Below are 13,290 nucleotides of genomic sequence, written 5' to 3'. Positions count from 1 at the left end.
GACACGACCGGGTGGATTTGCACGCTTCGGCATAAGCCCATTCTGGGCGGCGCCGTGTAGGGGTGGTATATCGGGCCCGTGCTGATTAGTTTTCGGTGACGCGATCACACGAACCGGACCGGATTCAGGATGGCAGGAAAGAATTCTCCAACGCGACAACGCAAGGACCGCAGGAGCGAAGATGCGGGTTATGCCCGCGGCGACCAGACACGTGAGCTGATCATCAAAGGCGCACTCCCGGTATTTACGGCGCGGGGTTTTGAGGGGGCCTCGATCCGTGCGCTCGCCGAGCCCTCCGGCTCGCGCCATGCTGCGATCCAATATTATTTCGGCGGCAAGGAAGGGCTGTTCCGAGCCTGTACGGAGTATCTGTGCGACGAGGTTCTGCACACTATCGAGAGAGCCGCAGCCCCGCTCGAAGCCATCCGGCTACAGGAAGGTCGGAACGCGCTGATCGAGGGAATGATCACTTTCGCTACCCGGATGCTCTGGGCCGATGAGGCAAGTCCGAGGTTGGACACCGCGCTCTTCCTCGCTAGGGAACAATCATCGCCGTCCAGTCCGGCGTTCGACATCATCTGCCAGCGGCTGCATCGGCCGCTCATCGAGCGATTTACGCAGGTGGTAGGCGTGATCATCGACCGGCCTGCACAAGCAGAGGAGACGCTGATACGCACTTCCTCGGTCATCGCGTCGATCCTGGGTACGCGCTCGCAAGTGCCCGTCACATTGAGCCTTTTGTCTTGGGAGACGATCAGCCAGGATCGACGCATTCTGTGGGACAAGGTCGTTCGCACCCATCTGCGCAGCGTCCTCAATGGCCGGATCGAAGAGGAAGGTTCGGGCGATGCGGATCTTGGGCTTGTCCGTTCTTTCGGGTGAGGCAAACGCTCGGGCGGCATCGCCGCGACAGGGCGTTATCGAGGTGGTGGCTATCGTAGCGGCAGAGGCACGCTGGTTGAGTATTTGATCTCCTCCATCACGAAGGATGAGCTTACGTCGGTCAGTCTTACAGTGCCGATGAGCCGCTTATAGACGCGGTCGTAGTGGGCGATGTCGGCGACGCGCAGCTTGAGCAGATAGTCGATGTCGCCGCTCAGCCGGTAGACCTCGACCACCTCGGGAAGGGCCGCGATCTCCGTCGCAAATCGGCCAAGCCATTCCTCGCTGTGCTCCGAAGCGCGTAGCATCACGATCACGGTGGTACCGACGCCCAGCTTGATCGGATCGAGCAACGCCACGCGCCGACGAATGATCCCTTCCTCCTCGAGATGTTTGATGCGGCGCCAGCAGGCATTGGAGGAGAGATGTACTCCCGCCGCGACATCTGAGATCGACTTGTCGGCATCGGTCTGAAGCGACTCGAGAATGAGATAATCCCGCTTATCCATCATCTCTCCGAAATATTTTGCGCGTGAAGCGCGAATCAGCCTCATATTTGTGCATTTTTTTGATGAAGTATCGAGTAAAAATTCGCGATGCTCTTCGCAAGCACCTTTCCGGCTGAAACAGATGAGGCTGTCATCGATCCGCAAGAGCGGATCGGGGCCAGAGAAGCGCATACCACGGCCGCTCGTGCGGGCGCGGACCTCTATTGCGAACTCTATGCCACGTCCGAAGGCTCTGGGCCGGGCCGGTACGTGCCCGGGCTTCTGGTGGGGGCGCTATCGAGCTGCGCCGCGGCGTTCATCGCAGCATCGATCAGCATGCCGATAACGCTCACCGCCCTGGCTGTCGGTCTCTCGCTGAACTTTCTCGAACGCGATCGGCGGCTTGCACCCGGTCTCGAATTTGCGTCGCGGTCATTGCTGCGATGGGCCGTGCTCCTGCTGGGCGCGCGAGTAACCCTCGCCGATTACGTGCAATTGGGCATTGGCGTTGTTGGCGCAATCCTTGTGATCGCCATGATCACATTGTCAGCTGGCGTCTTCCTCTCACGGCGGCTGGGGTATGATACGCCGGTCGGACTGGTGGCGGGCGTGGCGGTGGCGATCTGCGGGGCGTCGGCGGCCCTTGCGCTTGCCGATACGCTGGGCCGAAACCGGGTCTCGGCAGGCCAGCTCTCCGCGATCCTAGTGATAACGGCGACGTTCAGCGCGACAGCGATGGTCAGCTATCCACTGATCTGTCACGCTCTGGGCCTTGGAGACGTCGCCACCGGCTTCGTGCTGGGTGCGTCGATCCACGATGTCGCGCAGTCGCTTGGGGCGGCCTATGGAGTGTCCTTGTCGTCCGGGCATGTCGCGACGATCGTCAAGCTGACGCGCGTGGCCTTGCTGGGACCCATCCTCATCGGCGCAGGCTGGCTGTTTTCCGATCGTGACGGAGCCGCAAACGTCTCTCCGGTTCCGTGGTATGTGGTCGGTTTTTTCGCAGCAGCCGCCTGCAATTCCGTCGGCCTGATGCCGGGCGGTTTGGCCTTGGCCGCCAGCGACGTCGCCAGCGCGCTGCTTGTCTGCGCCATTGCCGCAACGGCGATCCGATCTCCCCTTCGCCATCTGTCGCGCGGCGGTTGGCGACCTGTGCTGCCAATCGCGAGTGCCACGGTAATCGCGCTGGGTGGCGCACTCTTCTTTGCCAGAATGCTCAAGCTTTAGGGGACGGCCGCCGCTCAAATGCACGAGCGCCGCTCGACCCGTTTCAAAAATTCCGCCTTGGAGAGAAGACATGTTGCCGCGATGGTTCACCGAGCACCCCCGTTCCGTGGGGGAAACCTATTCCGAACATTTGCATGCCGCGCTTGGTTTCGCTCTCCCCATGATAGGGGCGGGTCTCGCTTGCCTTGTGCATGCGGTATTTCCGTTTCTTTTCGCACAAACCGGGAGCGGAACGGTGGCTGCGCTTCACGCAAAAATGTCTCGCCGCGACGTGGCGATCCATGGTGGCGGCAAAGGGTCGCTTAGCTGAACTACAAAAGGCGCAAGGCAAACTTTGTCCAATCGGACAGATTCGTATTGCGCTGCATCATACCAAAGCCTACCAAAAAGGTAGAGACGTCAGGTCGGGAGAGACGCTCGGGAGACACTAAGCGGCGATTTGGGGGAAAATGATGGCAGATACAGACTCGAGAAAATTGACTTCCGCGAGCGGAATATCCCATCAGCGGAAGGGATGGGGAAAACATCCCCTGCTGCTGGCCTTGCTGGCCAGTGCGGCTATTGTCGCGCCAAATCGCAGTCATGCCCAAGAGGCACCTGAGGTCGAAGGGTCGTCTGAGGACATTGTCGTAACTGCGACGCGGCGGACGGAACGCCTGCAGGACGTGCCGATCTCCATCACCGCCCTCACCACCCAGGCGCTCGAGGCCAAGCAGGTCGTGGATGTCGCCAGCCTCAACAAAGTCACACCAGGTTTTCAGGTGCGCCCGACATTCTCGCCGCTGGAAGTGGCGCTGACCCTGCGCGGCTTGACCCAGACCATCCCTTCGATCAATTCGGACCCGCCGGTCGGCACTTATGTCGACGGTATCTACAATTCCATCAACGCAGGCTCCAACAACGCCCTGGTCGACATGGAGCGTGTCGAAGTGCTGAAGGGTCCGCAAGGCACGCTCTTCGGTCGCAACACGATCGGCGGTACGGTCAGCATCACGACGGCCAAACCGACTGACAAGGTCGGCGGCTATGTCGAAGCGAACCTCGGCAATTACGACCGCTTCACCGGCACCGCGGTCCTCAATGTGCCCCTGATCCCCGGCAAGCTCTCCTCGCGCTTCGTCTACCAGCATTCCGAGCATGGCGGCTACGGCCAAAACTTCACGACCGGCAATCCGACCAGCACCTTCAATCAGGAATATGCGCGCGGGTCGCTGAAGTTCACGCCAGATGATAGCTGGACCGTTCTGGCGACCGGCTTCTACACCGAGGCGAAGGGCTTCGGCGCACCAACCCAGCTCGGCTATGTCGATACGACCGCAGCGATCGTCCCGGCGCTCGGCCCCACGAACACGTCGATCCCCGCGTTGAGCGGGCGCCCCGGGGACAGCCTGACCAACTATCTTCGCCGCGGCGGCTTTCAGGACGGCTATGGCGACATCGACAGCGCCTTCGCGCTGAAGCAATATGGGGCGACCGTCTCGATCGAGAACGAAATTTCGAGCGCCGTCACGGTCAAGGCGATCGGCGGCTATATCCATACCGACTACAACACGACCGTCAGCCTGAGCGGCACGCCCTATGTCCTGGTGGACGTGCTCGACTTCCCCATCGATTTCGATCAGTACACCGGCGAGCTACAAGCCTATGGCAAGCTGTTCGGCGGTCGATTGGACTGGATCGCTGGCCTTTATTACTTCAACGGCCGAGGCACGCAATATAACACTGGACTTGCGCTGCCCGCCATCTCGCAGGCTTTCGGCCAGCGCGTCACCCAGAATGTCTCGGCGCCGCGCGTCGACAACTCATCCTATTCGGCCTACGCTCAAGGCACCTATGCGCTGGTTGACGGACTCCGGCTGACTGCCGGCATTCGCTATGTCGTGGATGAGCGCAAGGTCGAATATCGTGATCATTCGGAAGTGGCTGGATCGTTGCCTGGCGCTTTCGTCTCCTGTTCGCTCGCCAATGCTCCCTTCGCCACCGATCCGGCAGCCTGCCTCTATAGCGCCAAGAAACGCTACGACTTCCTGCCCTGGACGGTCGGGCTAGACTACAAGCCCAATGCAGACCTGCTGCTCTATGCCAAGGTTTCGAAAGGCTATCGTTCGGGCGCTTTCACCCTTGCGGGACCGGCCGCGGTTTCGCCTTCGGCTACGGTGACGGCAGCGCAGGCCTCCGCCGCCACTGCCGGCAATCTGGCACAATTCGCACCCGCCGCGCCCGAGGATCTGCTGAGCCCGGAAGCCGGCTTCAAGCTCGAGGCGTTCGACCGCCGGTTCCGGCTCAACGGTGCCGCCTATTATTCCTGGTACAACAATGTGCAGGTGGCGGTGAATGGCACGGCGGCCTGCACCACCTGCGCGCCGCCGTCGCTGCTGGTCAATAGCGGCAAGGCGGAGATCTGGGGCGGCGAACTGGAAAGCTCGCTGACGCTGGGCGCCTTCAGCCTTGATGGCGTCGCGGCGCTGGTCGATGCGCGCTACGTGTCAGGACCGCTCACCGGCTTTCCCGTATCCAATGTGAGCAAGTTCAACGGCTCGATCACGGGCAGCTATCGTCTCGCGGCGCGCGATACCGACCTGACGCTCAGCACCACCTATTCCTATCGCTCGGCCGCGCAATTGTCCCCGCCGTCACCCGCACGTCCCGCCGCGTGGAATGATAGCCTGAGGCAGCCCGGCTTTGGATTGTGGGATGCGCGCGCGACCCTGGCGGTCCGGGATACGCCGATCAGCTTTTCGCTCTACGCGCTCAATCTGGCGAACACGAAATATGTAGTCAGCACCGCGCAATTCGCGCCGCCCTTCGGCTACACCATCCGCTGGCCCGGTGCGCCTCGCACCTATGGCGGTTCGGTGCGATTGACCTTCTGACGCGAAAGGATGAGCCATGCCCCGATCCGATCGATCCTCGATCCCATCTTTCTCTCGGCGCAACCTGCTGCATGCGGCGGGAGCGGTCGCGATGCTGCCGCTGATCGGCGCTGCTGCGAAAGTAGAGCAACCCAAGCCCCTACGGCAACGCAAGTCGATCAAGATTGCCTGGCTGCCGCAAGCCGTCTGCATTGCACCCGTGGCGGCCGCCAAGGCGCTGGGCTATTTCGACCAGTATAATCTGGATGTCGAACTGGTCGGATCCGATTTCCACGACGATGCCTTTATCCGTTCCCCTGTCGAGGGACGTGCCGACGCGGCCGTCACCATGCTCCACAACTGGATTCTTCCCATGGCAAATGGCTTGCCGGTCAAGCTGATCACGCCGGTGCATGGCGGCTGCGTGCGTATCGTCGGGTCGCGGCGGGCGGGCATCACCGAGATTGCGGACCTCAAGGGCCAGCGGCTGGGCATTCCCGGCGGGCGAGTGAACAGCCTTGCGACGATGGTCTATTCGATCATCCTGCTGCGCAATGGGCTGGTGCCAGGGGATGTCACGTTCGTGCCCGTCGAAAATGAGGATTTCGGCAAGGCGTTCGCGGAAGGCACGATCACGGCAGCGGGCGGCATCGACCCGCCGCTCCTCATGCTGCAAGAGCGCCAGCCCGATCTTGTGGAGATCGCTAGCAACACCACGGGAGCGATGGCGGGCACGTCCTGCTGCGTCGTTGCGGCAGGGCCGTCGCTCTGGCGCGACGATCCGCTGGCGTCGCTGGTCCTCTCGGCGGCCCTGGCGCGGGCATCGGACTGGGCCCAGGCCCATCCGGACGAGGCCGCTGCCCTGTTCGCGCAGACGAGCCAGCTCCCCCAGGCGGCGGTGCGCAAGTCGCTCGCCGCCAACAATTATCATGCCCATCATGTTGCCGGCACGCCCAATGGCTTGGCCGCCGATGTGACGAGCTATGCCGCGGTGCTTAAACAGATCGGGCTGCTCCCCAAGACGCTTGATCCCGTCCGCTTCGCGGCCGAGCATGTCGATCAGGCGATCTGCGCATGAGCGGCGGCGTCCTACTGTCGCGCCGCCAGCTCTCCGGCCTGGCGCTTGCCGCTCCCTTTGCGGGGCTGCTGCCGACGGCGGTGTGGGCGCGGGCCGACAACCTGCCAGACGGCGTGAAGCTGGCTGGCGACATTGCCGCGAGGAAGATGAGCGGGGTCGGAGCGACCGATGCAGCGCTGAGCCGGATCGCCACCCTCAATCCGCTTGTCGGCGCCGTGGTGCATGTGGACGGCGCGGGCGCGCGAAACAGGGCGGCAGGAATCATACCGGGGTCGAGTCCGCTTGCTGGTGTGCCGACATTGGTCAAGGATCTGATCGACGTAAAGGGCATGCCCACCCGGCGCGGCTCGCGAACGACGTCGAGCGATCCCGCCACGTCGCAGTCAGCGCTGGTCGATGCGATGGAGGCGGCAGGCTTGGTCATCCTCGGCAAGAGCCAGACACCCGAATTCGGCACCAGTCCGACGACGGAGCCGCTGCTGGGGCCGATCACCCGCAACCCTGTCTCGATCGGGCATCTTGCGGGTGGCAGCTCCGGCGGTGCGGCGGCTGCGGTGGCTTCGGGAATGGTGGCGATCGCGCATGGCAGCGACGGCGGCGGATCGCTCCGTATGCCGGCGGCGTGCTGCGGCGTCTTCGCGCTCAAGCCGTCACGCGGCCGCCTGATCGACGCGGGTGGCCCAAAGCCACGGATAGAGATGAGCGTGCCCGGCGCACTGTCGCGCAGCGTGCGCGACAGTGCCGCTTTCCTCAGCCTGTTGGAGCGTCGTGACGGCGCGGCGCCGCTAGCCGCTGTCGGACATGTCGAGGGGCCGTCGAAGCGGCGGCTGCGCATCGGGATCAATCTCAAGGGCCTCAATGGCCAAGACCCCGATGCCGAGATCGCGCGGGTGGTGCTGGCTACCGCCGATCATTGCCGCGCTCTTGGCCACGATGTCCGTCCCTTCGCTTGGAATTTCGATGAGACGGCCGTCAACGAGGCATTGGGCACGACGATGCTCTTCGCCCTCTCGGAAATCGCCAGGGGCACCATGCAGCGCAGGGGTGTCACCCTCGAGAATACGGGCCTTGAACCGCTGCATCTGCGGATGGCCGAAGCGGGCCTGGCCTTGCCGCCCGAACGGGTCGCGGAAACCTTCCAGCGCCTCGAGACGGTGCAGGCCGCCTATCCGGCGATATTCGCGCAGCATGATGTGATCCTGACGCCGACGCTGGGGCAACTCCCGCCGCTGCTGGGCCAGCTCGACAATCCGGCTCGGCCGCTGGACGAGGTGCTGGCCGGCTATGCGGATTACAGCCCCTATACGCCGATCCAGAATGTCGCTGGCGCGCCCGCCATGTCGCTCCCGCTCGGTATCTCGCGAAGCGGCCTGCCGATCGGCGTGCATGTCGCAGGTCCCATCGGTGCGGAGCGAACACTTCTGGAGCTGGCCTATGAGCTGGAAGCGACTTCGCCTTGGCGTCCCGGTCTGACGCGCGGCGCCATCGCCGCCAGTGATGCACCGCGCGAGATCGCCAAGGCTTGGCTCGAAGCTATCGGCGACGGCCGTGATCCGGTGCGCTTCACACGCTGGATCGCGACCTTGTGGGGCGAGGACGTGCTGATTTCCCACGAACCTGCAAAGGCCAATGACGGGCCGACTAAGGGCGCGGCCTTGGCGCTGGGTGAGGTGGCCGTGTTCAGCGCGCTGAAGCGCGCCCTCCCGGATTACCGGCAGGAGAATGTGAAGGTCAGGGCCAGCGGTGACGATATCAACTTCTACGAGGAGATCGTGGCGACGCTGCCCAGCGGGCAAGTCGCGCGCGTGCCGGCCCGATATCGCTTCACCCTGGCGAACGGTCGCATCGTTCGTGTGCATGGGCAGTTCGATGCCGACACGATGAAGCCCTTCATGGACGTGGTGAGGGCGGCGGGGCAGCGCGCGCCGGGCTAGCCCGCCCTCACCTCTAGGCAGCTCCGCGAAGCGAGGTTGCTGCTAACCGATCCGGACGCGACCGTGACGGCAGTTCGACTGGTTCAGTCGTTAACGTATATCTGTTCCCGTTCTATGTGCCGCCCCTGTTCGCGAAAACCTTATGTATGGCGAGGCGCGGCTCATCTTGCCAACAGACCGTTTACATTGGCGAGGGGTTCGACGATGATCGACTCGACACGCTGTTCCTGACCATGCCGATCTCGTGGCGATGTACGCTCGCTCAATATGTTGGGCGGCTGCATCGCCGCCACGTGGGAAAGACCGACATGCTCGTCTAGGACTATGTGGATGACGCGGTTCCCGTACTCGCGCATGGCTGGCAAATGGCAGGTCGGATATCGCGCACTCGGTTACAGCATCGAATAACCGGCTCGGAATCGCTTATCGATACTGGAACGCCCTTGAGGAACCGAGAACTGATTCTGCAAATGAGGTTTATGATTCCCGAGTACCACTCATGACTAATCAAACCACCAGTCTCATATGAGCTAATCGATTCTCCACAGACATTGCAGTGGAATCGACGCCGACGCCGTAGGAGAGGACGCTCGGCGTGCGCGGGAGGTGAAGATAGTCGGGCGATCGACGTGGTCGGAATGGTCCGCGCCGCGTTTCTGGCAGGGCCAAGGTCACGCCGGCGACGTGGGCATTGAGACGCCCCACTCGTACTGGGGGAGCTCCTCGATGCACGGCGCATCGCGGTCCCACATGATCCATCCGCAGCCTTTACGCTTGGCAACATGGATTGCGGAGCGCACTTCGAGTGGCACGGCGGCCTCCTCGGTTATCCCGACGTCGTCGCAGACGTACATGAACCACCCATACTCGCCCTTCTCGAAGCAGGACCAAGGGCAGAACGGGATCCACTCCCGGGCCGTGCGTTCGCTAAGGTGAGCGGTGATCAGCACCAGCATCCGGGTCTGTTCCATATGCGGTTCCTGTTGACCCGGTTTCGGAAGGGTCGGCGCGGCGCGGCTCATTTCGAGCGTGCCGGCGTCGGCAGCGTGCCAGCGGCGTGGATCCTGTGCTCGGCCTCGCGCTCGGCGCGATAGCGCGCGAGTGCTGCTTCTTGCCGTTCGATGACCTCCGTCAGGTGCTTGTGAAGATCAGGACAGGGTTGCTCCGAGGCTTCGTTGCGCGCGCGCAGCCAGCGGGCGTCTTCAAGAGTGAGTCGGTTCTCACGGTGGCGAGTATAGACCCCTTCCTCGATCTCTTGAGCGCCGCTGAGGATCCTCACCGCCCGGCCGATGATCTCAGGCGATCCGCCGTTGACGATTACCCAGACTGGATGGCTTTCCCGCACAGCGGCTGTCCCTCGTTAGAACATTTGGCGCAGATCGCGGCGTAAATTAGCGGAGTGCGGGCCTCGTCTGGGGCTTGATGTTAGGCAGCGAGCTTGCGGTGCTGCAAGCGCCGATATTCGATGGTCTGTCGCTTGATCCTTTCACGTTGTTTGATGATGGCAGGTGCCCTGCCGAAGTAGGCATCGGCCGGTGTCACGTTGGCCAGGCTCTCGTGGTATCGCTGGTGGTTGTAATGCTCGACGAAGGCCTCGATCTGGGTCTCGAGGTCGCCGGGCAGGAAGTAGTTTTCCAGAAGGATGCGGTTCTTCAGGGTCTGGTGCCAGCGCTCGATCTTGCCCTGGGTCTGCGGATGGCACGGGGCGCCGCGGACATGGCTCATCTTGTTGGCCTAGATATATTCCGCCAGTTCGCCCGCGATGTAGCTGGGGCCGTTGTCGCTGAGCAGCCTGGGCTTGTGCAGCACCGTGGCGCTGTCGCAGCCCGAGGCAGCCAAGGCCAGGTCCAGCGTGTCGGTGACGTCCTCGGCCCGCATGTTGGTGCACAGCTTCCAGGCGATGATGTAGCGCGAGAAGTCGTCGAGCACGGTCGACAGATACATCCAGCCCCACCCGATGATCTTGAAGTAGGTGAAGTCGGTCTGCCACATCTCGTTCGGCCGGGTGGTCTTGGTGTGGAACTGATCGGCCGCCTTGATCACGACATAGGCGGGGCTGGTGATCAGATCGTGGGCCTTCAACAGGCGGTAAACCGTGGATTCCGACACGAAGTAGCGCTTCTCGTCGGTAAACCGCACCGCCAGTTCGCGCGGGCTGAGATCGGTCGCGTTAGCTTCCAGCGCCATTTCGATGATCTGGTCCTGGATGTCGTCACCGAGGCGGTTCCACACCCGGCTCGGCACCGATGGCCGATCCTCCAAGGCTTCCGGCCCGCCTTCGAGGTAGCGATCATACCAGCGGTAGAACGTCCGGCGGGCAATGCCGAGCTAGTCCAGCGTGCGCTTGGCAGGCAGGTGCGACTGCTCGACGATCCGGATGATCTCAAGCTTCTCGGAGGCGGGATATCTCATGCGTCGTCTTCCCCATCCGCGATCATGCTTTTTTTCAGCAAGCGGTTTTCGAGCGTCAGGTCGGCAACGCATTCCTTCAGGGCACGGGCTTCGCGACGCAGATCCTGCACCTCGCCGGTAGTCGCGGCACCGGCAATGTCGCCCGCCAGGCGGCGCTTGCCCGCTTCCATGAACTCCTTCGACCACGTGTAGTATAGGCTCTGGGCGATGCCCTCCTTGCGGCACAGCTCGGCGATGCTGTCATCGCCGCGCAGGCCTTCCAGCACGATGCGGATCTTGTCCTCGGCCGAAAAATGGCGCCGTGTCTGCCGCCGGATGTCCTTCACCACCTGCTCAGCAGGGGCCTTCGCCGACGATTTTGTATTGGAGGATCTGGGCTTCATCTTCGTTCCTTCGTCACTACGACGAAGCACAGATCCTCCTTAAATCACAACCTCAAATCTGTGCCATGGGCGCTGACGGCGGACAGGCGAGACCATCGGCATGAAGCGGGTGATTGCCGACCGTGGCTATGACGCGAACCGCATCAGGGCGACCTTGCGCGAGCAGGGCACGATCCCCGTGATCCCCGGACGGCGCAACCGCAAACGCCCAATCCAGTATGACGAGCGCCGCTACAAGGACCGCTGGCGGGTCGAGGCCATGTTCTGCCGCCTTAAGGACTTCCGCCGCGTCGCTACCCGTTACGACAAGCTCGCCAGGAACTTCCTATCAGGCGTAAGCCTCGCCGCCGCTGTCGCCTTCTGGCTCTGAACGAGTCTGGACCCTAAACACGATCGGTTGGCGGCCGACCGTCGGCTTTCACAGAATGGTGCTACCGTCTTGGACGGCTCGCAAAGGCATTGCAATGTGCCAGGATGAGGTCGTTGCCAGCCTCATATGAAGGAGGCGCCCGAGGGCGTGTCATGTCGCAACCTTGGCGGGGGTGCCCCTGCGGCGAAAAGCGCGATCGCGCCTGCAAGACTATGACGCATCATCCCGCGATACCGCATGTCACGCCCCTTTTCCGGTCACACTGTTCATTGCCTTCGGGCGCAGCCTTATGGCTTGGTGCGTAAGCTGTAGGCGGCAGTATGTTCCGCCACCTGTCGGCGCCGCTTGTCCGCATCGAACCGGGGCACTCCGGTCAGGCCCGAGCGGATGTCGGCAAGCTTCGCGACCGTGAAGCTCTGGAGCAGTCCATCGGACTTCGCACCCTTATCAAATCCCTGCCAGCGAGCCAGAAAATAGCCTTCATGCAGACCGCCAGTGTCGATCCAGTTCGCGACCCCCGGATCCACGGGACTGATGACATAGGTATAACCGCCGTCGGCATCGGGGGTTGATTGCGCGCTATTGATGCTGGTCTGGAATGTGCTGGCGCTCGGCGCGACCATCCACGGATCCGTCACCTGGACGCCAGTATAGCGCGCCGTGCCATGTGTGGTCTTCAGAACGACCGCTTCATCGGGTGCGAGCTTATATCGTCCCGCCGCCAGGAAGCCCCAGTTGCCGTCGCGTTGCACGGGACCGACGATGCTGTTCGGCTGCAATCCTCCGAACCAGCTATCTTTGAAGGCCGCCCAGAAGCGAACATAGCCCGATATATCCTCAAGGACGCGCTTCCGAATGACCGCATCACTCAATGGCTTGGCGTCCGTCGCGTCAAGGCGACGAATGGTTAGGGCGTTCGGGCGCTGGGTCCAGTCTGACAATACGTCACGGATGTTGAGCGAAAAGGGTTCGGTCGATCCGGGCAGATGGTTGGTGCCGCCACCGGTGCCGCCAATTATGATCTTGAAGCGGCCGTCCGGTTCGACCTTGATATCGCGATCGGTAATCATGCCGAGCAGGTTACCCATATCTGCATGATCACGCGTCTGCCGGGCCAGACCCAGCTTGCCGGCCGTGCCGCGCGTAACCTCGAAACTGAACTGCGCGGGACGATGCTGGAGATCGACCGTCCCGCTGATCTCATACTGGCCGTTGGGCTGCAGAAATGAATTGCGGTAGATATGGTCGGGATTGTCACCGGCCACCGCCGCGCCGGGGACGGTATAGCCAAACCAACTGTGCGGCGTGTTGTCCGTGGTCCACACTATGCTGGGCCGCACCGGGTCAGCCGCCAGTTCCCGCAGGATCAGCGATGTCGTCCATTGATCGACCGCGTGGGTCAGCCTGGCCGCGCCGTCGGTCGTGCTTGCCCCCGGATCCTTCTTCAGATCGGCAATAATTGCCTGCTGCGCGGCCTTGATCGCGGGATCGGCCAGCAACGTCAGCAGATGCTTCTCGGCGGCGCGTTGTTCCGGGGTGGCGAGCACCGGCGCTGCCGCCGCACCGGTCTTTCCATGCGCGACGCCACCAGTGAATGTGGGGGCTCCTGCTGTGGTAAGTAGAAGCGCCGCAGTCGCCGCGGCAAAGATCCGATTTTTCATGCT

Annotated in this window: 10 protein-coding genes and 3 pseudogenes; 8 read left to right on the top strand and 5 right to left on the bottom strand. The window is 62.6% G+C overall.

Annotation, left to right across the window (positions count from 1 at the left end; genetic code table 11):
* Window positions 1-129 precede the first annotated feature (129 nt).
* Window positions 130-882, top strand: a complete 753-nt coding sequence (locus ACFFDA_RS12130) for a CerR family C-terminal domain-containing protein (protein WP_404478903.1) — start codon at window positions 130-132, stop codon at window positions 880-882.
* A gap of 50 nt (window positions 883-932) precedes the next feature.
* Here the strand turns inward: ACFFDA_RS12130 and ACFFDA_RS12125 are convergent, their stop codons facing one another.
* On the bottom strand, window positions 933-1,391 hold the full coding sequence (locus ACFFDA_RS12125) for an Lrp/AsnC family transcriptional regulator (protein ID WP_404479253.1): 459 nt from the start codon (window positions 1,389-1,391) through the stop codon (window positions 933-935).
* Window positions 1,392-1,478: 87 nt separating this feature from the next.
* On the opposite strand from ACFFDA_RS12125, the gene ACFFDA_RS12120 reads away from it, so the two are divergent.
* The 6 genes and pseudogenes from ACFFDA_RS12120 to ACFFDA_RS12095 form a co-directional block, all read left to right on the top strand.
* Entirely contained in the window at window positions 1,479-2,597 is a 1,119-nt protein-coding gene (locus tag ACFFDA_RS12120; protein ID WP_404478902.1) for a YeiH family protein, read from the top strand.
* A 70-nt stretch (window positions 2,598-2,667) separates the two neighbouring features.
* Window positions 2,668-2,907 carry a DUF6356 family protein gene (locus ACFFDA_RS12115; RefSeq protein WP_404478901.1) on the top strand — a complete coding sequence of 80 codons (240 nt, stop codon included), beginning with the start codon at window positions 2,668-2,670 and terminating at the stop codon, window positions 2,905-2,907.
* 355 nt (window positions 2,908-3,262) lie between these two features.
* Window positions 3,263-5,470 carry a TonB-dependent receptor gene (locus ACFFDA_RS12110; RefSeq protein ID WP_404478900.1) on the top strand — a complete coding sequence of 736 codons (2,208 nt, stop codon included), beginning with the start codon at window positions 3,263-3,265 and terminating at the stop codon, window positions 5,468-5,470.
* A gap of 91 nt (window positions 5,471-5,561) precedes the next feature.
* Window positions 5,562-6,527: an ABC transporter substrate-binding protein gene (locus ACFFDA_RS12105; protein WP_404478899.1), complete on the top strand. Its 966-nt coding sequence runs from the start codon at window positions 5,562-5,564 to the stop codon at window positions 6,525-6,527.
* A gap of 80 nt (window positions 6,528-6,607) precedes the next feature.
* Entirely contained in the window at window positions 6,608-8,461 is a 1,854-nt protein-coding gene (locus ACFFDA_RS12100) for an amidase family protein (protein ID WP_404478898.1), read from the top strand.
* 151 nt (window positions 8,462-8,612) lie between these two features.
* Window positions 8,613-8,869: pseudogene (locus ACFFDA_RS12095) on the top strand (restriction endonuclease subunit R); the annotation flags it as partial.
* Window positions 8,870-9,132: 263 nt separating this feature from the next.
* On the opposite strand, the gene ACFFDA_RS12090 reads toward ACFFDA_RS12095, so the two are convergent.
* The 3 genes and pseudogenes from ACFFDA_RS12090 to ACFFDA_RS12080 all read right to left on the bottom strand — a co-directional run bounded on the left by ACFFDA_RS12090 (window position 9,133) and on the right by ACFFDA_RS12080 (window position 11,256).
* Window positions 9,133-9,432 (bottom strand): hypothetical protein, encoded by a 300-nt coding sequence (locus tag ACFFDA_RS12090; RefSeq protein ID WP_404478897.1) that lies wholly within the window; start codon window positions 9,430-9,432, stop codon window positions 9,133-9,135.
* 47 nt (window positions 9,433-9,479) lie between these two features.
* A complete protein-coding gene (locus ACFFDA_RS12085) occupies window positions 9,480-9,806 on the bottom strand; it encodes a hypothetical protein (RefSeq protein WP_404478896.1) in 327 nt (108 codons plus the stop codon).
* Window positions 9,807-9,886: 80 nt separating this feature from the next.
* Window positions 9,887-11,256, bottom strand: a pseudogene (locus ACFFDA_RS12080) (IS3 family transposase).
* A gap of 100 nt (window positions 11,257-11,356) precedes the next feature.
* Here ACFFDA_RS12080 and ACFFDA_RS12075 point away from each other — a divergent pair.
* Window positions 11,357-11,626 (top strand): annotated as a pseudogene (locus tag ACFFDA_RS12075) (transposase); the annotation flags it as partial.
* 287 nt (window positions 11,627-11,913) lie between these two features.
* Here ACFFDA_RS12075 and ACFFDA_RS12070 read toward each other — a convergent pair.
* The gene (locus ACFFDA_RS12070; RefSeq protein ID WP_404478895.1) at window positions 11,914-13,287 is read right to left on the bottom strand and encodes a hypothetical protein; all 1,374 of its coding nucleotides are present in this window, start codon (window positions 13,285-13,287) and stop codon (window positions 11,914-11,916) included.
* Window positions 13,288-13,290 lie beyond the last annotated feature (3 nt).

This window comes from Novosphingobium sp. BL-52-GroH (assembly GCF_044813085.1).
Lineage (GTDB): Bacteria > Pseudomonadota > Alphaproteobacteria > Sphingomonadales > Sphingomonadaceae > Novosphingobium.
The sequence above is the reverse complement of the archived record's forward strand: the minus strand, read 5'-3'. Positions and strand labels throughout refer to the sequence as shown.